The 22,197-nt window shown below is 72.5% G+C and carries 17 protein-coding genes and 1 pseudogene; 9 read left to right on the plus strand and 9 right to left on the minus strand.

Annotated elements, in window-relative coordinates; translation table 11 throughout:
- Positions 1–66: 66 nt before the first annotated feature.
- Positions 67–726, minus strand: a complete 660-nt coding sequence (locus ACFQUZ_RS07165) for a response regulator (RefSeq protein WP_377439165.1) — start codon at positions 724–726, stop codon at positions 67–69.
- On the minus strand, positions 723–1,955 hold the full coding sequence (locus ACFQUZ_RS07170; RefSeq protein WP_377439167.1) for a sensor histidine kinase: 1,233 nt from the start codon (positions 1,953–1,955) through the stop codon (positions 723–725). Before ACFQUZ_RS07170 ends, ACFQUZ_RS07165 begins: the two co-directional genes overlap by 4 nt.
- Positions 1,956–2,040: 85 nt before the next feature.
- On the opposite strand from ACFQUZ_RS07170, the gene ACFQUZ_RS07175 reads away from it, so the two are divergent.
- Positions 2,041–2,199 (plus strand): hypothetical protein, encoded by a 159-nt coding sequence (locus tag ACFQUZ_RS07175; protein WP_377439170.1) that lies wholly within the window; start codon positions 2,041–2,043, stop codon positions 2,197–2,199.
- Positions 2,200–2,455: 256 nt separating this feature from the next.
- Here the strand turns inward: ACFQUZ_RS07175 and ACFQUZ_RS07180 are convergent, their stop codons facing one another.
- Positions 2,456–3,073: a hypothetical protein gene (locus ACFQUZ_RS07180; protein ID WP_377439172.1), complete on the minus strand. Its 618-nt coding sequence runs from the start codon at positions 3,071–3,073 to the stop codon at positions 2,456–2,458.
- A gap of 225 nt (positions 3,074–3,298) precedes the next feature.
- On the opposite strand from ACFQUZ_RS07180, the gene ACFQUZ_RS07185 reads away from it, so the two are divergent.
- Together ACFQUZ_RS07185 and ACFQUZ_RS07190 are read left to right on the plus strand one after the other, a co-directional pair.
- Complete coding sequence (locus tag ACFQUZ_RS07185; protein WP_377439174.1) at positions 3,299–3,931, plus strand: copper resistance protein CopC; 633 nt, start codon at positions 3,299–3,301, stop codon at positions 3,929–3,931.
- Between the two features lie 45 nt (positions 3,932–3,976).
- On the plus strand, positions 3,977–5,290 hold the full coding sequence (locus ACFQUZ_RS07190; protein ID WP_377439177.1) for a GNAT family N-acetyltransferase: 1,314 nt from the start codon (positions 3,977–3,979) through the stop codon (positions 5,288–5,290).
- 24 nt (positions 5,291–5,314) lie between these two features.
- Here ACFQUZ_RS07190 and gltX read toward each other — a convergent pair whose 3' ends face one another.
- The gene (gltX, locus tag ACFQUZ_RS07195; protein WP_377439179.1) at positions 5,315–6,724 is read right to left on the minus strand and encodes a glutamate--tRNA ligase; all 1,410 of its coding nucleotides are present in this window, start codon (positions 6,722–6,724) and stop codon (positions 5,315–5,317) included.
- A 116-nt stretch (positions 6,725–6,840) separates the two neighbouring features.
- Here gltX and ACFQUZ_RS07200 point away from each other — a divergent pair, with 116 nt between their 5' ends.
- A complete protein-coding gene (locus ACFQUZ_RS07200) occupies positions 6,841–8,076 on the plus strand; it encodes an SLC13 family permease (protein WP_377439182.1) in 1,236 nt (411 codons plus the stop codon).
- Between the two features lie 34 nt (positions 8,077–8,110).
- Here ACFQUZ_RS07200 and ACFQUZ_RS07205 read toward each other — a convergent pair whose 3' ends face one another.
- Both ACFQUZ_RS07205 and ACFQUZ_RS07210 read right to left on the minus strand, forming a co-directional pair.
- A complete protein-coding gene (locus ACFQUZ_RS07205; RefSeq protein WP_377439185.1) occupies positions 8,111–9,385 on the minus strand; it encodes an MFS transporter in 1,275 nt (424 codons plus the stop codon).
- A complete protein-coding gene (locus ACFQUZ_RS07210) occupies positions 9,382–10,815 on the minus strand; it encodes a family 1 glycosylhydrolase (protein WP_377439187.1) in 1,434 nt (477 codons plus the stop codon). The genes ACFQUZ_RS07205 and ACFQUZ_RS07210 overlap by 4 nt, the downstream gene beginning before the upstream one ends.
- 137 nt (positions 10,816–10,952) lie before the next feature.
- On the opposite strand from ACFQUZ_RS07210, the pseudogene ACFQUZ_RS07215 reads away from it, so the two are divergent.
- Positions 10,953–11,393: pseudogene (locus ACFQUZ_RS07215) on the plus strand (SRPBCC family protein); the annotation flags it as partial.
- Between the two features lie 214 nt (positions 11,394–11,607).
- On the opposite strand, the gene aceE reads toward ACFQUZ_RS07215, so the two are convergent.
- Positions 11,608–14,355: a pyruvate dehydrogenase (acetyl-transferring), homodimeric type gene (aceE, locus tag ACFQUZ_RS07220; RefSeq protein ID WP_377439190.1), complete on the minus strand. Its 2,748-nt coding sequence runs from the start codon at positions 14,353–14,355 to the stop codon at positions 11,608–11,610.
- Positions 14,356–14,555: 200 nt separating this feature from the next.
- On the opposite strand from aceE, the gene ACFQUZ_RS07225 reads away from it, so the two are divergent.
- On the plus strand, positions 14,556–14,960 hold the full coding sequence (locus ACFQUZ_RS07225) for a secondary thiamine-phosphate synthase enzyme YjbQ (RefSeq protein WP_377439193.1): 405 nt from the start codon (positions 14,556–14,558) through the stop codon (positions 14,958–14,960).
- A gap of 154 nt (positions 14,961–15,114) precedes the next feature.
- Here the strand turns inward: ACFQUZ_RS07225 and ACFQUZ_RS07230 are convergent, their stop codons facing one another.
- Positions 15,115–16,773, minus strand: coding sequence for an alkaline phosphatase D family protein (locus tag ACFQUZ_RS07230; protein ID WP_377439195.1), 1,659 nt, complete (start codon positions 16,771–16,773; stop codon positions 15,115–15,117).
- A 113-nt stretch (positions 16,774–16,886) separates the two neighbouring features.
- On the minus strand, positions 16,887–17,675 hold the full coding sequence (locus ACFQUZ_RS07235; RefSeq protein WP_377439197.1) for a helix-turn-helix domain-containing protein: 789 nt from the start codon (positions 17,673–17,675) through the stop codon (positions 16,887–16,889).
- Between the two features lie 66 nt (positions 17,676–17,741).
- Between ACFQUZ_RS07235 and ACFQUZ_RS07240 the strand changes: the two genes are divergently transcribed.
- The 3 genes from ACFQUZ_RS07240 (at position 17,742) to ACFQUZ_RS07250 (ending at position 22,152) form a co-directional block, all read left to right on the plus strand.
- Positions 17,742–19,160: an MFS transporter gene (locus tag ACFQUZ_RS07240; RefSeq protein ID WP_377439199.1), complete on the plus strand. Its 1,419-nt coding sequence runs from the start codon at positions 17,742–17,744 to the stop codon at positions 19,158–19,160.
- Between the two features lie 16 nt (positions 19,161–19,176).
- The gene (locus ACFQUZ_RS07245) at positions 19,177–19,644 is read left to right on the plus strand and encodes a MarR family winged helix-turn-helix transcriptional regulator (RefSeq protein WP_377439201.1); all 468 of its coding nucleotides are present in this window, start codon (positions 19,177–19,179) and stop codon (positions 19,642–19,644) included.
- Positions 19,645–19,725: 81 nt separating this feature from the next.
- Positions 19,726–22,152 carry a thiamine pyrophosphate-dependent enzyme gene (locus tag ACFQUZ_RS07250; RefSeq protein WP_377439203.1) on the plus strand — a complete coding sequence of 809 codons (2,427 nt, stop codon included), beginning with the start codon at positions 19,726–19,728 and terminating at the stop codon, positions 22,150–22,152.
- The last annotated feature ends 45 nt before the right edge of the window (positions 22,153–22,197 follow it).

The following is a 22,197-nucleotide window of genomic DNA, read 5'->3' on the forward strand; positions in this document are numbered from 1 at the left end:
GTCACGTCGACACCGGCCGGGCGCGCTGAGGGAGGGGAAGAGCGAGATCGATCTTTCGGTTGTGCCTCACGGCACCGGGAGCCCGAGATCCTGGGCGAGGATCGCGGCCTGTACCCGGCTTCGCAGTTCCAGCTTCGCCAGGATCCGGCTGACGTGCGTCTTGGCGGTGCTCTCCGCCATCGCCAGCCGTTCGGCTAGTTGCTGGTTGGACAGCCCGAGGCCGAGGCAGGCGAGCACGTCCCGTTCCCGCGGGGTCAGGCTGTCCACCGCCGCCCGGGCGGTTGCCGACGGGCTTGGCGCCGTGGCGGCGAAGGCGCGGATCAGCCGGCGGGTCACCCCGGGCGCCACGATCCCCTCGCCGCCGGCGACGGTCCGGACCGCCGCCACCAGGCCCTCCGCGTCCGTATCCTTGAGCAGGAAGCCGGCCGCCCCGGCCCGCAGCGCGCCGAAGACGTACTCGTCGAGGTCGAACGTCGTCAGCACCAGCACGTCGGCCAGTCCTTCGGCGACGATGCGGCGGGTCGCCGAAATGCCGTCCAGCCGGGGCATCCGCACATCCAGGACGGCCACCGCGGGACGCAACTCCCGGCAGGCGGTCACCGCATCCTCGCCGTCGGCGGCCTGTCCGACCACCGTGATGTCCGGGGCGCCGGCCAGGATCAGGGCCAATCCCGCCCGCACTGCCTCCTGGTCGTCGGCCAGCACCACCCGGATCTTTCCAGTCACCCGGCCAACACCTCCTCGGTGGTGGGCAGCTCCGCGCGGACCCGCCAGCGCCGGTCCGCCGGGCCGGCCTCGAACCGACCGGCCACCAGCGCGGCCCGCTCCCGCATGCCGATCAGTCCGGCACCGGCCCCGGGTACGGCGGACGGGACCGGCTCGGTCGGCAGCGGGTTCTCCACGGTGACCGTCACCCGGTCCGGCTGGTAGCCGACGATAAGCGCCACCTCGCCGTGACCGTGCTTGAGGGCGTTGGTGAGGGACTCCTGCACGATCCGGTAGGCCGCGAGGTCCACCCCGACCGGCAGCTCCCGCGCCTCGCCCGTGATGTCGGCCCGGATGGCCAGCCCGGCGGCCCGGGAGCGCTCCAGCAACTCGTCGAGGTCGGCCAGGCTGACCCGGGTGGCCGGCTCCACGCCGGGCTCCTCGCCGCTGGCGAGTTCGCCGGATTCCCGGCCGGTGGCCTGGTTCCCGGGGTCGCGCAGCAGGCCGATCATCTGGCGCATCTCGGTGAGCCCGCGCACGCTGTTCTCCCGGATCACCCGGAGGGCCTGGTCGACCTGTGCCTGGTCCAGGTCGCGGACGGACAACACCGCGGTGGCGTGCAGGGCGACCGCGCTGAGATGGTTGGCGACCACGTCGTGCAACTCGCGGGCCATCCGGTGCCGTTCCGCGGTGACGGCCTGGCTACGGTCCAGTTCGACCAGCCGGGCGGTCTGCTCGGACTGGGCTCGGGCGGCGGCGGCCTGGTCACGGTACTGCCGCACGCTGATCCCGGTGAGCACCGGCAGCAGCCCGGCCAGCACCACGATCACGCCGAAGGCGACCCCGGACCAGCGGCCGGTGACCAGCACCCCCGCCGCCGCACTGAGCACGGTCAGCCCGATGGTGACCCGGAGCAGCCACCGCCAGGTGCGCGGTGAGCCGTACACGCAGGCGTCGTAGAGCACCTGGGTGTAGACAAGCACGGTGGCCAGGGACCCGCAGAAGATCTGGTCGACGGCGACGGCGACGGTGCCCAGGGCCAGGCTGCCGCGGCTGGCAACCCGGCGCAGCGCCACCGCCACGCAGGTGGCCAGCAGGGTCACCGCGGACCACGCCGTCGGCTCGGGCGCGTCCGGGTCGAGCCGCCAGTCCGCCCCGACGGCCAGCAGGAGCAGGCCACCGGCGTACGAGGCGGCGGCCAACCCGGCGTCGCGCACCCACGTCCGCCGCCAGAGCGCCGCACCTGTCATGCCCCGATCCCAGCACACCGCCGCCCGCCCCACCTCATCCCCGGGTACCGGCCCGGTCACCGCCCGTCCGTCGAATGGTGTATGCGTGCCCGGCCCGGCCTCCGGGACGATCTTCGGGGACGGTGCCGGCGAGCCTGTCGGTAACGACCAGTACGGTGGGCAGACCGGACGCGGTGGCGGTCGCCCGGTGCACCGGCTCCGGCGGGGTCACCGGCCGCGGACCACCGACGACGTCGAGGTCTAGGGGGGCCGATGGTGCACGGGGAGGTCGGGCGCGACTGCGTCGACGGTGAGCAGCCCTGCCGGTCGGGGGAGGCGGCCGGGGCGGCGGGCACCGCCGCCGGGCGACCGGCGGCCGGCGCGGACGGATTCACCCCCTGCCAGAGCATTCTGCCCGGCTGGGCGGGCGGCCATCGGCACGGCGGCGTGCGACCGCGCAGCCGGCGGGTTCGTCGGGAACGCCCACCCGGCCGATGGTGCTGATATGGCGCGCTGCCGGGTCAGCGGGTACGGCGGCGGACCAGCAGCGCGATCCCGCCGATACCGAGCGTGAGCACGACGATGAGCCCGGCGTTGAGCAGGAACAACCGTCGCAACTCGCCCAGCACCCGGTCGAGGTTCTGCTTCGGGTCGACGTCCTCGTCCACAAGCGAGTCGCCGCCGCCGAAGCCGCCGGTGATGCTCTCTGCCTGCTCGGGGAGGGGCACCCCGGCGGCCCGCAGGGTCTCGGACATGTTGAGCCGTCCGTAGAACCACGCGGGGGTCCTACCCGGCCGGCACGCCCGGGGTCCGCCCTTGGCCAGCGGGTAGAGGTCGTACGTCTGCTTGGCCGCTCCCTCGACGTCGACCACGAGCGTGTACTTGTGACCCAGGTCGGCGTCTTTCGGCGCGCCGCCCTGCCCCGCGCCGCTCAGCCAGCTCACCTGGCCGAGCAGGGCCGCGAACAGGGCCTCGTCCTCCTTGGCATGCACGACCAGCGGCTCGCCGAGGCCCGTTCCGCTGATCGTGACCGAGGTGGGCGTCGGGCGGGGGGCCGCGTGGGCGGGATCGACCGACCCGATCAGCGCCGCGGCGGCGCCCGCCAGGACGACCAGCAGGGAACCGATCCGGCGTCTCATCCCACACACCATGGCCGACCTCCTCGCCCAGTATGTACGGCTGGCGCCCTGCGGATCCCGGACGCAATAGGTGATCATCGCTGGCCGGGTACCGTTTGTCGGGTTCCGGTGCGACGATTGCGCAGATCACCGCTCGGGGAGCAGCCACCCACCGGTATGTGGAACTTTCCACGATCCCGCACCGACAAATCTTCGAAACGTGATCGACATTGGAATCGTAACCGGATGGAGGCCATCGTGGGGGACCGGGTCACGCGGGCCGTCGGCCTGCTCGCGGCGAGCCTGCTGGGTGCGCTGGCCGCGGTCTCGCCAGCGGGACCGGCGGCCGCGCACAACTCGCTCACCGGAAGCGTCCCGGCCAACGGCGCCCGGGTCGCGACAGCGCCGGCCGTCGTGCAGTTGACCTTCCTGGCGAAGCTCAATCCACAGCGGACGAAGGTCGTGGTGACCGGTCCGGACAACGTCGACGCCGTCGGCGGCGCCCCCGCCTTCGCCGGATCCAAGGTCACGGTGCCGTTCCGACCGGGACTGGCCGGGCTCTACATCGTCTCGTACGAGGTGGGCTCGGCCGACGGGCATCCGGTCAAGGGGGAGGTCCGGTTCACCCTGACCACCGGCACCGCGGCGGCCCCACCGACCGGCACGCCGTCCCCGGGAACCTCGCCGGGCGGCGCTGAGCCGTCCGGCACCGGCGCGCCTACCTCCGCGACGGTCTCCGGAACCCCCGACGCCGCACCGGCTCCGGCCGCGTCCGCCGGTGAGTCCGGCCGTGGATGGCTGGTCGGCGGCCTGCTGGTCGGCCTCCTCCTGGTGGCTGGCGTGGTCGGGACGCTTGTCGTCCGCCGCCGCCGTTCGTAGCGGGCGGGATTACCCAAGCTCCGGGCCGACTGGTAGAAGTAAGGCATGTCCAGCCATGCCGACCGTTACCTCGTCCGTCCCGGCCGCGCCTCCGACGGCGCCGAGCTGTCCCGTCTGCAGGCGGCGGTGCAGTTGCAGCCGAAGACCGGTGGGAGTCCGCACTCCGGCATCGCGGCCTGGGTGGACGGGCTGATGTCCGGCGACCATCCGTCGGTCAAGCCCGACGACTTCCTGGTCGTCGAGGAACGGTCCACGGGCCGGCCGGTGGCCAGCCTGGTGAGCCTGCGACAGGACTGGAGGTTGGCCGGGCTCCGGCTGCCGGTGACCCAGGTGGAACTGGTCGGCACCGACCCGGAGCATCGCGGGCACCGGCTCGCCCAGCGGCTGTTCGCCGCGCTGCACGAGCGGTGCGCGGCCGACGGGGTGCCGATCCAGATGATCGAGGGGATCCCGTACTTCTACCGCCGGCTCGGCTACGACTACGCCTTGTCCAACGGCGGTGCTTCCGCCGTGCCGGCCGCGGCACTGCCTGCCCCCGAGGACCGTGGCATGGTTGTCCGTCCGGCCACCGTCGCCGACGCGACCGCCCTCGCCCGCGTCGACGAGCGGGTCGGTGACGATGGCGCGCTGGTCTGCCCCCGCGACGCGGCGGTCTGGCGGCACGAGATCGCCGGCCGGGCATCGGCCGACCTGGTCCGGCGCCAGGTCACCGTCCTGGCGAACGGCGATGAGGTGCGGGGCTACCTGGTGCACGGCGCCCGGCTGTACGCCGGCGGTGAACTTGCCGTCTTCGCGGCCGCCTGCGAACGGCCGGCCGACTGGCCGACGGCGACCGCCGCCATGTACGCGTACCTGGGCGACGCCGGCCGACGGTACGCGACCGCGGACCGGCCGTTCACCGCGATTCACCCCATCCTCGACGTGGACCATCCGCTGGCGCGGTTCGGCCCGGCCGGCGTACCGCGTCGCGCGAGGGCCTGGTATGTCCGCACCGGCGACCCGATCGACCTGCTCGGCCGGCTGGCCCCGGTGCTGCGGGCCCGGTGGGCCGCCGCCGGACTCCGCTGGCCCGTGTCCGAGCTGGTCATCGACACGTACGGTCGCGCCGCCCGATTGCGGTTCACCGACGGCGAGCTGGCGGCCGTGACGCCGGCACCGGGCGCCGCCGACCCGAGCACCGATCCCGGTACGCACGCGGCCATCCCACCGGACGCCGTGCTCCAGTTGGCGCTCGGCTACCGGACCCTCGCCGAGGTGCTCGACGCCTGGCCGGACTGCCTGCTCCGGGACCGGCTCACCGAGCGTTTCCTGGCGGCGGCGTTTCCCCGGGTGCCGAACCGGCTCTGGACCCGCACCTGACACTTGGCCCGGGGTGCCGGGCAGTCAGGGCAGCCGGATCCGGGCGGCCCGCAGCCGCACCAGCGTGCGGTCCCGGCCGAGCACCTCCAGCGACTCGAACAGCGGCAGCCCGACGGTACGGCCCGTCACCGCCACCCTGACCGGCGCCTGGGCCTTGCCGAGCTTGAGCCCTCGGTCGGCGCCGACCCGCTCCAGGGTCGCCTTCAGTGTCTCCGAGGTCCAGTCCGGGACGGCCTCGAACTCGGCGACGGTGGCGTCGAGCAGCTCGGCCGAGCCCTCCTTCATCGCCTTCGCCCAGGCCGCCTCGTCGATGAGCGGCGTGTCGAGGAACAGGAAGTCGACGTTGGGAACGATCTCGCTGAGCACCGCGATCCGGGTCTGCGCCAACGGCGCCACCGCGGCGAACGCGGTCGCGTCGAACTCCTCCGGCTGCCACGGCGGCGGCGGGATGGTGTCGGTGCCGGTGAGCCACGGCCGGCAGGCCGCGGTGAATTCCTCGATCGACAGTGCCCGAATGTAGTCGCCGTTGAACGCTCGCAGCTTCTTCTCGTCGAAGAACGCGGGGGAGGGGTTCACGTCCTCCAGCCGGTACTCCGACTCGATCACCGACCACGGAACGATTTCTCGGTCCCCGGATGGCGCCCAGCCGAGCAGCATCAGGTAGTTGCGCATCGCGTCGGGCAGGTAACCCTCGTCACGGTAGGCCTCGAGCGCCACCTTGTCCCGCCGCTTGGACAGCTTCTGCCGCTTCTCGTTGACCACCACGGGGACGTGCGCCCAGATCGGCGGTTTCACCCCCAACGCCTCCCAGAGCAGCTGCTGCTTGGGCGTGTTGGGCAGGTGCTCCTCGGCCCTGATCACGTGCGTGATGCCCTGCGTCATGTCATCCACGACGTTGGCCAGCAGGAACACCGGTGAACCGTCGCCGCGGGCGATCACGAAGTCCTCGATGAGCCGGTTCTCGAAGGTCGGCTCACCGCGGATCAGGTCGACCACCGCGGTGACGCCCTCGTCCGGGGTGCGGAACCGCAGCGCCCGCTTCTCGCCGGGGTCCAGCGCGCGGTCCCGGCAGTGGCCGTCGTACCCGGAGTACTGCGTCCCGCCGCGCAGCTGCACGTCCTCGCGGGTGCAGTCGCAGTAGTACGCCCGGCCGCCCGCGTACAGCCGCTGGGCGGCGGCCCGGTGCTCGGCGGCGTTCTCCGACTGGAAGTACGGGCCCTCGTAGCTGCCGCGCTCGATGCCGATCCAGTCCATCGCCGACAGGATGCCCTCGGTCCACTCGGGGCGGTTGCGGGCGGCGTCGGTGTCCTCGACGCGCAGCACGAACACCCCGCCCTGCTGCTTGGCGAAGATCCAGTTCTGCAGCGCCGACCGGGCGCCGCCGACATGGAACATACCGGTCGGGGAGGGGGCGAAGCGCACGCGTACCGTCACGACCCCAGCCTACGGTCGACGCCCGGGGTGCCCGCCACCAGGTTTACCTACCAGCCTGATCAGGGCAGACAGGACCGGCCGGAGGGTGGGGCGCCCCCCGCGGTCGAGGAGGGGCCATGACGCGCGGTGACGTCCGATCCGCCGGACCGGCCGGTACGCCGGCTCCGCGGGCCCGGCGCCGCCGGTGGAGCGGGGTGGACCTGCTGGCCTTGGCCCTGCTCGCGGTCGGGCTGGGAATGCTGGCCACCGGCCTGGAGCCCGGCTACGACGCGCGAGCCACCCTGGCGCGGATCGGCCCGCTACTGATCTTCCTGGCCGCCGTGCTGGTGTTGGCCGACCTGGCCGCCCGCGCGGAACTCTTCGACGTCCTCGCGAACCGGCTGGCCGGCGTCGCCCGGGGCAGCTATCCGGCGCTGTTCGCGCTGTGCGTGGTCCTGGCCGCGCTGACCACGACGATCCTCAACCTGGACACCACCGCGGTGCTGCTGACTCCGGTGCTGATCGCCGTGGCCGTCCGGGCCGGCCTGCCAGCGGAGCCGTTGGCGATGACCACGGTGTGGCTTGCCCACACGGCGAGTCTGCTGTTGCCGGTGTCCAACCTGACCAACCTGCTGGCCGCCGACCGGATCGACCTGGCGGGACCCCGGTTCGCGGAACGGATGGCGGTGCCGCAGCTCGTCGCGGTCTCGATCACCGCCGCCGGGCTGTGGTTCTGCTACTGGCGCCGATCCCGCCCGCGGGGCGGTGTCCCGGTGCCCGAGCCGCGTCGGCCGGCCGACCGGCTGCTGTTCCGGATCGCCGCGCTGACCTGTACCGGGTTCGCCGTCGGCGTCCTGGCCGGCGCGCCGGTCCAACTTGTCGCGGTGGCCGGCGCCGTCGTGCTGGTGGTGGCGTTCGCCGTACGGGACCGTCGGGCGCTGCGCTGGGAGCTGGTCCCGTGGCGGCTGCCGGCGCTGGTGACCGGCCTGTTCCTGATCGTCGACACGGTCGGCCGCTACGGCCTGTCCACCGTGCTGGCCGCCGCCGTGGGCGATGACCCCGGGGCGCTCGGGGTGTGGCGGGCTGCCGGTGTTGGGGCGGTGTTGGCCAATGTCATAACCAACCTGCCCGCGTACCTGGCCGCCGAGACGGTCGTCCCGGTCGGGCACACCGATCAGCTTCTGGGGCTGCTCGTCGGCACCAACGTGGGGCCGCTGCCGTTGCCCTGGGCGTCGCTCGCCACCCTGCTCTGGTGGGACCGCTGCCGGGCGGCCGGGTTGGAGATCGACTGGCGGCGGTTCGTGCTGACCGGGGCGCTGACCGCCGCCGTCACCCTGGTGGGCACGGTGGCCACCCTGCTGGCGACCGGCTAGCCGGAAGGCCGGCGCCGTCCGCTCGCCGCGTCGCTCACGGCACCGAGCGGATGCGCAGCACCAGCACGCTGCCGAGCACGGTCACCACCGCGGTCACCACGTACAGGGTGGGATAGCCGCCGAGGTGGACGACGATCGGCGCGGACAGCGCCGGGCCGAGCACCTGGGGGGCCGAGTTCGCGATGTTGATCACGCCTAGGTCCTTCCCCCGGTCGGTGGCCCGGGGCAGCACCTGGGTGATCAGCGCGGCGTCCACCGCGAGATAGACGCCGTACCCGGCGCCGAGCAGCAGCGCGGCGATCATCGCCATGGGCCACATCGGCCACCCGGCCAGCAACAGCGCCGCCACGGCCATCACCAGACCGGACACGATCACGTACACCTTGCGCCGGCCGGAGGCGTCGGAGAGCCGGCCGGAAACCACGGCGGTGGCCATCATGCCCATGGTGTAGAGCAGGATCAGCACCAGCAGCCCGCCCTGCGGGTCCGCCAGCCGGACCCGGTCGGTGAGAAAGTAGAGCAGGTAGAGCGTGCCGAGGGCGTTGCCCATCTGCACCAGGAACCGGGTGGCCCAGGCCCACGCGAAGTCGGGGTACCGGCGCGGACTGATCCACATCCCGGCTGCCAGCGCCCGCCAGCGCAGCACCGGCCGGTTCGCCCGGGGCAGCGGATCGTCCGGCGTGAACAGGGCGAACGGGACCGCCAGCAGAATCACGGCGCCGGCTACCGCCGCGTAGCCGGCGGCGTTCCCGGTCACCAGCGCCGTGACCAGCAGCGCGCCGACGACCAGGCCGAGCGCCTGCGGGATGCCGATCCAGCCCGACACGCCGCCGCGCTGGGTCACCGGCACCCGGTCCGGCACCGCCGCGGTGAGGCTGGCCAGCATCGCGTTGAAGCACACCTGAGCGGCCACCCAGGCGACCGCCACCCCGGCCACCGTCCGCTGCTGCGCGAGCAGCAGCAGCGACGCCGCGCCGAGCAGCGCGCCGCCGACCGTCCAGACGTGCCGGCGGCCGAGGTCCCGGCCGAACAACCGGAGGCAGGTGCGGTCCGACAGCGCCCCGGCCAGCGGGTTGGCGACCACGGCCGCCAGCGCGCCCAGCCCGGTGACCAGGCCGAACATTGTTTCCTTGCCGGCCGGGTCGATCCGCTCGATCTGCTGCGGCAGCAGGATCTGGATCGGCGTGAAGAAGGCCATCCAGACGCCGAGGTTGGCCGCGAAGATCAGCGCGATCCACCGGCCGCGGACCCGGACTGTCGGTTCGGTGAGCGCCGCCGGCACTCCCGGAGTGGGGTCGAGGGTGGTCACCGGCGGTTGATCAGGGCGCGGTACCAGGAGAAGGACGACTTCGGAGTACGCGTCTGGGTGGCGTAGTCGACGTGGACGAGCCCGAACCGCTTCGTGTAGCCCTCCGCCCACTCGAAGTTGTCCAGCAGCGACCAGACGAAGTAGCCGCGCACGTCGACGCCGTCGTCGATGGCGCGGGCCACGGCGCGCAGGTGGCCGTCGAGGTAGGCGATCCGCTCGGGGTCGGCACACCGGCCGTCGGGGCCGACCACGTCGTCGTACGCGCACCCGTTCTCGGTGATCTGGATCGGCGGCAACCCGGCGCCGTACTCCCGGCGCAAGCCGACCAGCAGGTCGTACAGCCCGTCCGGCACGACCGGCCAGTCGAAGCTGGTACGCGGAAAGCCGGCAAGTGGCACCAGCTCGAACGGCAGTGGCGAGCCCTTCTCGGGGGCCCGGACGCCGGTCGGGTTGTAGTAGTTCACGCCAAGTGTGTCGATCGGTGCGGCGATGACGTCAAGGTCGCCGTCGCGTACCACGGACAGGTCCAGCCCCGGGGCCTGTTCCGGGTAGCCCCGGCCGAGCAGCGGGTCGGTGAACAGCCGGTTGTGCAGCGCGTGGTATGCGTCCCGGGCCGCCCGGTCGGCGAGTTCGGCGCCGCCGCTTGTGGTGCCCGGATCGGCGCCGGCGCTCGTGCCGCTGGTGCTCGTGGCACCCGCGCCGCCGCCGGTGTCGGTCGTCGTGGTGCCCGCGCCGATGATCCGGACCGGTGAGTAGTTGTTGGTGATGCCGACCGCCGCCGCACCACGGGCGCGCAGCGCGGCCACCGCCAGTCCGTGACCGAGCAGCTGGTGGTGGGCGGCCGGGAAGGCGCCGAACATCTCGGTCCGACCCGGCGCGTGCACGCCCAGGCCGTACCCGAAGGTCATGTGTACGAACGGTTCGTTCAGCGTGATCCACAGCCGCACCCGGTCGGCGAGGCGTTCGGCGACCATATCCGCGTAGCCGGCGAACCGTTGCGCGGTGTCCCGGGTCAGCCAGCCGCCGCGATCCTCGAGTGCCTGCGGCAGGTCCCAGTGGAACAGCGTGGCGACCGGGTCGATGCCGTGGCTCAGCAGCTCGTCGACGAGCCGGTCATAGAACGCCAGCCCGTCGGCGTTGGCCGGACCGGTGCCGGCCGGCTGGATCCGTGGCCAGGCGATGGAGAACCGGTACGCGCCGATCCCGAGGTCGGCCATCAGCGCCACGTCCTCGGCGTACCGGTGGTAGTGGTCGCAGGCGACCTCGCCGGTGCCGCCGTCGGCGATCCGGCCCGGTTGGGCGGCGAAGGTGTCCCAGACGGACGGCCCCCGGCCGCCGTCGCGGGTGGCGCCCTCGATCTGGTACGCCGCGGTGGCCGCACCCCAGGTGAAGCCGTCCGGGAACCCGGGCATGGGCGCCGAGTCGCTCATCTCGCCTCCGGTAGAAACGCGAACGATCCTCGGGACTTTAGACCGCGCGGCGTGTCGAAGGAAAGTTGTCCGATTCACCCCCTAAATACGGATAAGCTGCACAAATTCATGTGATGTCCTCGACGGAGGCGGGCGAGATGATCCTGGTTGAGCGCAGCGCGTACGTGCGTGCGTCCATCGACATGGTGTGGGACGTGGTCCAGCGGGCCGATCAGTTGCCCGCCTGGCTGGCCGGAGTGCGGCAGGCCGAGGTGCTGTCCGGCGAGGGTTACGGGCGCAAGCAGCGGGTCTACGCGTCGGGACGGGGCGCCAGCCATGAGGCCGAGGTGATCGTCTATCAGCCGCCGACGCTGATCGGCTGGCGGGAGCGGGCCAAGGGCGCGGGGGCTCGGGCCGAGGCGCGCACCGAGGTGTACGTGCAGCTCAGCGAGGAACCCGAGGGGACCTCCGCGCGACTGATCGTGGTCCGTTGGCCGGCCGGCAAGGTCAGCGGTGCCCTGCTTCGCCTCGGCATGCGCAAGGTCGGCGCCGACCTGGAGAGTTCCCTGGCTCGGCTGACCAACCTAGCCGCCCTGGACAAGTCCCCGGCCGCCGTCGGCGCCGGCGCAGCCGAGCCCGCCGACCCCGGCCTCGGCCTCCTCACCCACTGACCCACCCCCCTGTCCCCCACCCCCCGGCCCCTCCCCACCGCCGATCTAAGGCAGATGGTCGCGTGTTGATCTCCAATCACGACCATCTGCCCTAGATCGACGGGAAAGGGGGTGGGGCCCCAGGGGGAGGGGACAGGGAGGGTTAGCCGGAGTCGCCGCCGGTTTCGCCTACGGGGGCGGCGGTGACGTCCTCGATGGCGTACTTCTTGGCCGCCTCGGCCGGCACCGTGGCTGGCACGGTGCCGCTGACCGCGAGCTGGCGCAGCGCGGCCACCGCGATCGACTCGGCGTCCACGTGGAAGTGCCGGCGCAGCGCGTGCCGGGTGTCGGACAAGCCGAAGCCGTCGGTGCCCAGCGAGGTGTAGTCGCCCGGTACCCAGCGCGCGATCAGGTCCGGCACCGCCCGCATGAAGTCGCTGACCGCGATCTTCGGACCGTCCGCCTCGGCGAGCTTGCTGGTCACGTACGGCACCCGCGCCTCACCGCCCGGGTTGAGCAGGTTGTGCTCCTCGCACTCGACGGCGTCCCGGCGCAGCTCGGTCCACGAGGTGACCGACCAGACGTCGGCGGCCACCCCCCAGTCCTGGGCCAGCAACTGCTGCGCCTTGAGCGCCCACTGCATGCCGGTGCCCGCGGCCAGCAGGTTGACCCGCGGCGCGTCGTCGGCGAGTTCCGGCGCCGGGGCGTACCGGTGGATCCCCCGCCGGATCCCCTCGACGTCGACGTCGGCCGGCTCCGCCGGCTGCACGATCGGCTCGTTGTAGACCGTGAGGTAGTAGAAAACGTTCTCCGGATTCTCGCCGTACATCCGGTGCAGGCCGTCCTCGACGATGTACGCCACCTCGAACGCGAACGCCGGGTCGTACGCGACGACCGCCGGGTTGGTGGCCGCGATGAGGTGCGAGTGCCCGTCCTCGTGCTGCAACCCCTCGCCGTTGAGCGTGGTCCGTCCGGCGGTGGCGCCGAGCAGGAAGCCCCGGGCCATCTGGTCGGCGGCCGCCCACAGGCTGTCGGCGGTCCGCTGGAAGCCGAACATCGAGTAGAAGATGTACATCGGGATCATCGGTTCGCCGTGCGTGGCGTACGACGAGCCGGCGGCGGTGAACGAGGCGACCGAGCCGACCTCGTTGATCCCCTCGTGCAGGATCTGCCCGCCGGTGGCCTCCTTGTACGACAGGAAGAGCTCGCGGTCGACCGGGGTGTAGTTCTGGCCGTGCGGCGAGTAGATCTTCTGCGTCGGGAACAGCGAGTCCATTCCGAAGGTACGGGCCTCGTCCGGGATGATCGGCACCCAGCGCTTGCCGAACTCCTTATCCTTCATCAGGTCCTTGAGCAGCCGGACGAAGGCCATCGTGGTGGCGACCTTCTGCTTGCCGGAGCCCTTCTTGATGTCGCCGAACCGCTCGGTCTCCGGGATCCGCAGCGAGCCCTTGTGCTGCCGGCGGGACGGCAGGTAGCCGCCGAGCGCGGCCCGCCGCTCCTTGAGGTACGCGAACTCCTCGGAGTCCTCGCCCGGGTGGTAGTACGGCGGAAGGTACGGGTTGTCCTCCAGCGCCTTGTCCGGGATGTCCAGGTAGAGGCGGTCGCGGAAGGTCTTCAGATCCTCCAGCGTCAGCTTCTTCATCTGGTGGGTGGCGTTGCGGCCCTCGAAGTGCGAGCCGAGCGTCCAACCCTTGATCGTCTTGGCGAGGATCACGGTGGGCTGACCGGTGTGCTCCACGGCCGCCTTGTACGCCGCGTACAGCTTGCGGTAGTCGTGCCCGCCGCGCTTGAGGTTCCAGATCTCGTCGTCGGACAGGTGCTCGACCATCTTGCGGGTGCGCGGATCGCGGCCGAAGAAGTGCTCCCGCACGTACGCCCCGGACTCGGCCTTGTAGGTCTGGTAGTCGCCGTCCGGCGTCACGTTCATCAGGTTGACAAGCGCGCCGTCGGTGTCGGCGGCGAGCAGCGGGTCCCACTCCCGACCCCAGACCACCTTGATCACGTTCCACCCGGCGCCCCGGAAGAACGCCTCCAGTTCCTGCATCACCTTGCCGTTGCCGCGTACCGGACCGTCGAGCCGCTGGAGGTTGCAGTTGATCACGAAGGTGAGGTTGTCCAGCTCCTCGCGGGCAGCCGCGCCGATGGCGCCCAGGGTCTCCGGCTCGTCCATCTCACCGTCACCGAGGAACGCCCAGACGTGCTGGTCGGAGGTGTCCTTGATGCCCCGGTGCCGCAGGTAGCGGTTGAACCGCGCCTGGTAGATGGCGTTGATCCCGCCAAGACCCATGGAGACGGTGGGGAACTCCCAGAAGTCGGGCATGAGCCGGGGATGCGGATACGACGGCAGCCCGCCGCCGGGGTGCGACAACTCCTGGCGGAACCCGTCGAGCTGGTTCTCGCTGAGTCGACCCTCCAGGTAGGCGCGGGCGTACATGCCCGGTGAGCCGTGCCCCTGGTAGAAGATCTGGTCGCCGCCGCCCGGGTGGTCCTTGCCCCGGAAGAAGTGGTTGAAGCCCACCTCGTAGAGCGAGGCCGAACTCGCGTACGTCGAGATGTGACCGCCGACACCGATCTCCGGCCGCTGCGCGCGATGCACGAGCATGGCGGCGTTCCACCGGATGTACGCCCGGAGCCGGCGCTCGACGTGCTCGTCGCCGGGGAACCAGGGCTCCTGCTCCGGGGGGATCGTGTTGATGTAGTCGGTGGTGGTCAGGGGCGGGACCCCGACCTGGCGCTCACGGGCGCGCTCCAGCAGGCGGAGCATCACGTACCGGGCCCGCTTCGCGCCCCGCTCGTCGATCACGCCGTCGAGCGACTCGACCCACTCGGCGGTCTCTTCCGGGTCGATGTCCGGCAGCTGGCTCGGTAGGCCGTCGCTGATCACCGGGCGCTTGCGCTCCGTTGCCACAGGCGTTCCCTCGGGTGTGTGTGGAATAGGTCTCTTGACGCCCATACTGCCCTCTCCGGCGGGGGCGCGTCACCTCCGGCGCCCGGAGAGGCGACGCTCGACACACGTACTGACCAGTAACCGCAGGGAGGGGGCCCTGTTGTCGGATTCCCTTGCCCGAGGGCACTTGTCGACCGCATGCGCGGGTAAGACTGTCAGCCATGCGTACCGACGTGATCACCATCAACACCGGCTCGCGGCCGAGCGTCCGGGACATCACGGACGAGGCACGCCGGTTCGTCGCGGGACAGGGCGACGGCCTGCTGCACGTATTCGTGCCGCACGCCACGGCCGGGCTGGCCCTCATCGAGACCGGCTCCGGGTCCGACCAGGACCTGATCACCGCGCTGGACGAGTTGCTGCCCACCGACAGCCGGTGGCGGCACCGGCACGGTTCACCCGGGCACGGTCGGGACCACGTCATGCCCGCCCTGGTGCCGCCGTACGCGTCGGTCCCGGTGGTCGACGGCGAGCTGGCGCTCGGCACCTGGCAGTCGATCTGCCTGGTCGACCCCAACGGGGACAATCCGACCCGCCAGGTCCGGTTCTCCTTCCTCGCCGGCTGACCCGCAGGCCGGGCGCCGGCTGACCCGCCGGCCCGTCCGGTGGCCGTATCCGCCGACGGGACCAGCCATCGGGCGACGGTGGCGGGTGCGCGAGCCGCGACCGAGCCCCGGGGGACGGCGGAGACCGTGCGGCGCCGCCCCCGCGGGGTGCGGATCACGGGCGGACGGTCTCCTGCTCCACCGTCCGCTGGCCCTGGTCCGGTCCGGTGCCCCGGGCTGCCGGCGCCGGGTCGAGCGGCCGGTCGTACGTCAGGTGCAGGCCGGGCACCCGGTCCTCGGTGACGAACGTGGCCCGCCGGTGAGCCGGGGCGCCGGGCGTCGTGACGTGCGGCAGCACCATGAAGTCGGCAGCCAGTTGACCGGGGGTGATCGTGGTCCGTACGTATCCACGCAGGTTGTTCTGGAACCGCAGGTGCGGGTTGATGGCCAGCCACGGGTGCGAGCCGGTGACCGAGTCGGCCCCGTCCCCACCCGAGGTGATCGACGAGCAGACCAGTTCGCTGCCGACGGTGCGGGAGGTCGGGTCGGTGTAGTCCAGCTTCAGGTCGGACGCCCAGTGCGCGTGCACGTCGCCGGTCAGCACCACCGGGTTGCGGACCCCGGCGGCCACCCAGCCCCGGGTGATCCGGTCGCGGGAGGCCGCGTACCCGTCCCAGGCGTCCATGCTGGTCACGGTGAGCGGCCCGGCGTTGTTGTCCCGCTGGGCGAAGAAGACCTGCTGCCCGAGCACGTCCCAGCGGGCGTCCGAGCGGTTGAACCCGTCGATCAGCCAGCGTTCCTGCTCGGCGCCGGTGATCGACCGTGCCGGGTCGTACGCCGCCGGGCAGGCGTCGTAGCCGTCGCCGCACGCCTGGTCGTCCCGGTACTGCCGGGTGTCCAGCAGGTGGAACGTCGCCAGCCGGCCCCACCGGAGCCGACGGTAGAGCTGCATGTCGATGCCGCGCGGAATCGAGGTGCGCCGCAGCGGCATGTTCTCGTAGTACGCCTGGAACGCGGCCGCCCGGCGGGCCAGGAACTCCGGCTGCGGGATCTCCGGCTTCTCGTACACCTCGTCGGCCCAGTTGTTGTCGACCTCGTGGTCGTCCCAGACGACGGCCCATGGCGCGACGGCGTGGGCGGCCTGGAGGTCGGGGTCGGTCTTGTACTGGGCGTGCCGCTGCCGGTAGTTGGCCAGCGTGACCGTCTCCGGTCCCTCGTGGTCGCGCGGGTTGCCGCCGGGGATGGTGTACGTGTCCCTTGTGTACTCGTACTGGTAGTCACCGAGGTGCAGGACCAGCTCGGGCTCGTCTTCGGCGAGCCGCCGATAGGCGGTGAAGTACCCGTGCTCGAACTGGGAACACGAGGCGAAGCTCATCGCCAGGCTGGCCGGCATGGTCCACGGCGGCGGGGCCGTCCTGGTGTGGCCGACCGGCGAGATGTAGCGCTCGGCCCGGAACCGGTAGAAGTACTCCCGGCCGGGTAGCAACCCGTTCAGCTCCACATGCACGCTGTGTGCCGTGGCCGGGCGGGCCAGCGCGACGCCGCGCCGCACCACGTGCCGGAATCGCTCGTCGGCGGCCAGTTCCCAGTGCACCGGTACGGTCCGGGCCGGCATCCCGCCGAGACCGTCCTCGGCGAGCGGCTGCGGCGCCAGCCGGGTCCACAGCACGAATCCGTCGTGGTCCGGGTCGCCGGAGGCGACGCCGAGGGTGAACGGGTCCTGACGCAGCGGCCCGCTCGGCTTCGCGGCGGCCGTGGCGGGCAGGCCGGCGATGGCGCCGGCGGCACCGGCCACCGTTCCGGTGGCCAGCAGGGTACGTCGAGTCAGGTTCATCGCAGCTCCAACGATCCGGGAGAAACGGACTCCCAGGATCCTCACGGCAGTCGATGGACGGCAGGTAACGCGCGCTGCCCGTGGAGATCGACGGTGGATGACACCCCGGGCGTTCAGCGCAGGAGGTGGCGGAGCCGGCCCGGCGGGTGATCCAGGTGCTGGCGCATCGTGCGGGTCAGGTGCGCCTGGTCGGCGAAGCCCAGCTCGGCGGCGAGCCCGGCCAGGTCGTCGGCACCCCGCTGCAACGCCTCCACCGCGCGCCCGACCCGCAGCCGGTTGCGGTAGCGGGTCAGCGACACGCCGACCTCCGCCCGGAAGGAGCGGCTCAGCCGGTACGGCGAGACGTCGAGCAGCCGGGCCAGCGGCACCAACCCGACCGCCGCGGGATGGCCGGCGCGCAGCGCGTCGCGGGCCCCGTCGACCAGAGCCCGGTCCCGTCCGGTACGCCAGCTGCCCGTCCGGTCGGCGGTGCCGCGCACGGCGGCGGCGAGCAGCCGGAGCAGGTGTTCCGCCGCCGCGAAGTCGGGGTCCTCCGGCGCGCCGCGCAGCATCAGCCGGTGCGCCAGATCCACCCGGGCGTCGACGTAGAGGGCGGCCGGCGTGGGTCGTTCCGCCACGAGCCCGTGCCACAGGTCGGGGGAGACACCGATCGCCGTGCACTCGTCGCCGCCCGCCGGATGGGCGAACTGCTCCTCGCTGCCCGGTACGTTCAGATAGCCCATCGTCGGGTCGATCGTCCCGGTGCCGTCGGGGCCGCGCCGCCGGAACGCGCCGCGCCGGACCAGCACCAGCCCGTACCGGACGACCGGCTCCGGCGCTGACCAGCGGGTGTGATCCTCCCGGCAGCGCACCCGGCGGACGGTGAAGTCCGGCCGGTCGACAAGTGTCGTGACGGCGTGCACTGCCGAAGGTTAGCCGGCGCAAGAATCTTCAAGACCGGCGCCGGCCGGCGATCCCAGAGTGTCCGCATGACGAACGCGCTGCCGCGGACCGGCCCGGTCGCCGCGGTTCGGGGCGGCGGTCCGGCCATGCTCGCCGTCCTGCTTACCGGTCAGGCCATGTCCTCGATGGACACGTCCATCGCCGCGGTGGCCGGCCCGGCCATCCGGGACGACCTGGCCGCGTCCGCCGCGGTGACACAACTCGTGCTGGCGGGCTACACGCTCGCCTTCGGTGTCTTCGTGGTCACCGGCGCCCGACTGGGCGCCCGCTACGGCTACTCGCGGATCTTCCAGCTCGGCCTGACCGCGTTCACGGCGGCCTCGGCCGCGTGCGGGCTGGCCCCGCAACCGTGGGTGCTGGTGGTCGCCCGGGTGTTCCAGGGGCTCGCCGGGGCGCTGCTGGTGCCGCAGGTGCTCTCGCTGATCCAGCGGGAGTTCACCGGAGCCCGACGCGACCGGGCGATCGGCTGGTACTCGCTGGTGTTGGCGCTCGGTGTCGCCGCCGGCCAGATCGTCGGCGGGCTGCTGGTCACCTGGAGTCCGGCGGGCCTGGCCTGGCGCGCGGCGTTTCTGATCAACGTGCCGATCGGCGTACTGCTGCTGGTGGCCGGCCGCCGACACCTGCCTGGCGCGGGGCCGGGCGCCGGTCGACCGGACCGGCTGGACCCGATCGGTATCGCCGGCCTGGCCGGCGCGATGACAGTGCTGGTGCTGCCGCTGGTCCTGGGCCGGGACCTGGGCTGGCCAGGGCCGTTGCGCGCGGTACTGGTGCTGGTCGGCGCTGCCGGTCTGGTCGGCGTGCTCGCCCGGCAGCGACGGCTCGGCCGGCGCGGTGGCCAGCCGCTGCTCGACCTGTCGGTGCTGCGGTTCCCGTCGGTGCCCGCCGGCCTCACCGCCTGCTTTCTGATCATGGGCTGCTACGCGAGCCTGCTGTTCGTGCTCACCCTGCGGTTGCAGGACGGGCTGGGCTTCTCCGCCCTTGACGCCGGCCTGGCCTTCGTCCCGTACGCCGCCGGCTTCGCGGTGGCCAGCCTGACCGCTCCGCGGCTGCCGGCCCGAGCGGCGGGCCGACTGCCCGTCACCGGACCGCTGATGATGACGGTGACGGTGGCGATGGTGGCGGTGATCAGCCGGGACGGGTGGCCGTGGTTGCCGGCGAGTGCCCTCCTGCTGCTGGCCGGCGCGGGCCACGCGGCCGGGTTCTCCCCGCTTGTCGGCCGGATGTCCGGGCTGGTGCCCCCGGCTGCGGCTGCCTCGCTCTCCGCGCTCATCTCCACCGGGACGCTGCTGGCAAGCGTGCTGGGGGTGGCGGCCGTCGGCGCGTTCTACCTCGCGTCGGCCGGCCCCGAGGGCGGTCGGTCGGCGGGCGCCTTCGGGGCGGCCACGGCGATCCTCGGGGCCGTGCTGCTGGTGGTGGCCATCGTCGCCCGGCGGGCGCTGCGATGATCCGTACCATGGGGGGATGGCGCATCCCACCCGGCACGCTTCCACGGCGGGTGCCGGCCGGGCTGCGGCCGGTGCGGACGTGGTACGCCATCTCACCCGGATCGCCGGGGCGCTGCGGCAGGCGATCGACGAGGACGTGACGGCGCTCGGTCTGACGCCGGCCGCCGCCCGGGCGTTGGCCGCTCTCGACCCCGACCGTCCGATGCCGGCCCGCCACCTGGCTGACGAGTTGGCGTGTGACCGGTCCAACGTCACCGCTCTGGTCGACCGGCTGGAAGAGGCCGGGCTGGTGCGGCGGGCGCCGGACCCGACCGACCGGCGGTTGAAGACGCTCGTGGTGACCGACGCCGGCCGGCGGGTACGGGCCGATGTCCACCGGGTGATGGCTGACTCCCGGCTGCTCGCCGGGTTGACCGACGGCGAGTTGACCACGTTGCGGGACCTGCTCCCGAAGGTGTCCGGCGGCGCCGCCCCGATCGACTGATCAACGTTTGACCTGGACGAATGTCGCGACACGCGGATGTTTGGCGCCCTCTGTAGTGGGCGATGCCGGCACGGATCGGTAATGCTGTCCGGCGTGACCACCCCTCAAGATGTGGACGAGCGGTTCCGGAGCGCGGTGGCTGGACTGGTCGGTCCGGCCCAGCGTCGCGCGCCGGAGGAGCCGGTACGCGACGGCGCGCCGCTCACCGGTGACCAGGCACGAATGCTGTTCGACGCGCAGGTGACCAGCCGGCACCTCGATCTCGCCGCGCGGTGGTTGCGCAGCTTCGGTGAGGGCTACTACACGATCTCCTCGTCCGGGCACGAGGGAAACGCGGCGGTGGCGGCCGCGCTCCGGCCGACCGACCCGGCGTTGCTGCACTACCGATCCGGCGGGTTCTACTGCACCCGGGTGGCGCAGTCGCTGCCTGCCGAACCCACAGCGGACGGCGCGGTTGGACCGACAGCCGACGCCGTGCCGGTCCATGTCGGCTCGCCGGTCGACGATGCCGGAGCGGACGACGGAGTCGCTGCCGCCGCCGACGATGGCGGGACGGACGGCCCGGCCGCGGGCGCCGGTGAGCTGCCGCGGTGGATCGAGGAATCGGCCCGTGACGTGCTGCGCGGGGTGGTCGCGTCGGCGGCCGAACCGATCGCCGGCGGCCGGCACAAGGTGTTCGGCAACGCCGCGTACGCGGTCGTTCCCACCACCTCGACGATCGCCTCCCACCTGCCGCGCGCGGTTGGGGTGGGGCTGGCCATCGAACGGCAGCGCCGGCTGGGCGGCTCTCCCTGGCCCTCGGACGCGATCGTGGTCTGCTCGTTCGGCGACGCCTCCGTCAACCACGCGAGCGCGACCGCGGCGTTCAACACGGCCGGCTGGTGCGACCACACCGGCCTGCGGGTGCCGGTGCTGTTCGTCTGCGAGGACAACGGCCTGGGCATCAGCGTGCGTTCGCCGGACGGCTGGGTGGCCGCCACGCTGCGTTCGCGTCCGGGGCTGCGGTACTTCACTGCCGACGGCACCGACCTGGTCGCGACGCACCAGGTCGCGACCGAGGCGGCAGCCTGGGTACGCCGGCACCGCCGCCCCGCGGTGCTGCACCTGACCACCGTACGACTGATGGGGCATGCCGGCGCGGACGCCGAGGTGGCGTATCGGCCGGCCGACGCGATCGACCGGGACGTGGCCCGGGACCCGCTGCTGGCGTCCGCCCGGCTGCTGGTGACGGCCGGCCTGGTCGAGCCGGCGGAGCTGTTGGCTCGGTACGACGAGATCGGCTGGCGGGTCCGCGCACTGGCCGAGGAGGTGTTGGCGGAGGAGAAGCTGGCCGGCGCCGCCGCCGTGGTCGCCCCGCTGGCGCCGCGCCGGCCGGCCCGCGTCTCGCTGCTGGTCACCGCCCGGGCCGCCGAGGCGGCGGACGCGCTCGCGGCCGGTCGGGAGGCGGCGTTCGGCGGGCGGCTGCCGGAGCAGGCCGGGCCGCTGACCCTCGCCCAGACGATAAACGCGGCGCTGGCCGATGGCCTGTCCGGAAACCCCGCGATGGCGGTCTTCGGCGCGGATGTCGCGGTCAAGGGCGGGGTGTACGGCGTGACCAAGGGGCTGCGGGAGCGGTTCGGACCGGCTCGGGTGTTCGACACGCTGCTCGACGAGACGTCGGTGCTGGGATTCGCGCTCGGGGCGGGGCTCACCGGGTTGCTGCCGGTGCCGGAGATCCAGTACCTGGCGTACCTGCACAACGCCGAGGACCAGGTGCGTGGCGAGGCGGCGACGATGCGGTTCTTCTCGCGGGGCGCGTACCGGAATCCGATGGTGCTCCGGCTGCCGGGCCTGGGCTACCAGGAGGGGTTCGGTGGCCATTTCCACAACGACAACTCGATCGCCGTGCTCAGGGACGTACCCGGTCTGGTGCTGGCGGCACCGGCGCGGCCGGACGACGCGGCGCCCATGCTGCGGACCTGCCTGGCCAGCGCGGAGGTGGATGGCAGCGTGTGCGTCTTCCTGGAGCCGATCGCGCTCTATCACACCCGCGATCTGTACACCGACGGTGACGAGGAGTGGTTGGCACCCTACCTGGAGCCGGCGGCCTGGGCGGATGCCCACGTGCCGATCGGCCGGGCCAGGGTGTACCCGGTAGGGTCCGGCGAGGACATGACGATCATAACGTTCGGTAACGGGGTGCGGATGTCGCTGCGGGTGGCCGCGCGGTTGGCGGTCGATGGCGTCGGCACCAGGGTGGTGGACCTACGCTGGCTGGCGCCGCTGCCGGTGGCGGATCTGGTGCGGGAGGCGACGGCGACCGGCCGGGTGTTGGTGGTGGACGAGACGAGGAGGTCCGGTGGCGTGGCCGAGGGCGTCATAGCGGCACTTGTCGACGCCGGTTATGTCGGATCTGTGCGTAGAGTGGCATCTGTGGACTCGTTCATACCCCTGGGGCCGGCGGCCCGTCAGGTACTGGTCACGGAGGACGCCATCACCGAGGGTGCCCAGACGTTGCTGGCAGGGTAAATTCCTGGGCACCCCGGTGCGCCACTTGCGCGCCGACAGACAACT

The sequence above is a fragment of the Plantactinospora sp. GCM10030261 genome, assembly GCF_042666615.1.
Classification (GTDB): domain Bacteria; phylum Actinomycetota; class Actinomycetes; order Mycobacteriales; family Micromonosporaceae; genus KBS50.